The following is a 308-nucleotide window of genomic DNA, read 5'->3' on the forward strand; positions in this document are numbered from 1 at the left end:
GGAGACCGAGCCGAAGGCGAAGGTCTTGCCCTTCAGGTCCTGCAGGGATTTCACCTGGGGATCGGCCGTGATGAATTTGCTGGTGAACTGCTGGTCCTGCTCGCGCTGCACCAGGGGAATGGCGTTGCCGGTCTTCAGCCGCGCCTGGACGAAGGTGAAGCCGCCCAGCCAGGCCATGTCCAGGCGGTCGGCGGCCAGCGCCTCGACCACCCCGGCGTAGTCGGCCACCGGGACGAACTTCACCGGCATGCCGAGTTGCTTCTCCAGATAGGCGCCGAGCGGCTTGAATTTGCGCAGTAGCTCGGTGG

General features: G+C 65.6%; 1 protein-coding gene. It reads right to left on the reverse strand.

What is annotated here, in order from left to right; genetic code table 11:
- Positions 1-308, reverse strand: a 308-nt coding sequence (locus ACLJNW_RS24185) for a PhnD/SsuA/transferrin family substrate-binding protein (RefSeq protein ID WP_410961215.1), incomplete at both ends; no start/stop codon positions are given.

The sequence above is a fragment of the Salmonella sp. SAL4457 genome (assembly GCF_046548235.1).
In the GTDB taxonomy this organism is placed as follows: domain Bacteria; phylum Pseudomonadota; class Gammaproteobacteria; order Enterobacterales; family Enterobacteriaceae; genus Salmonella; species Salmonella enterica.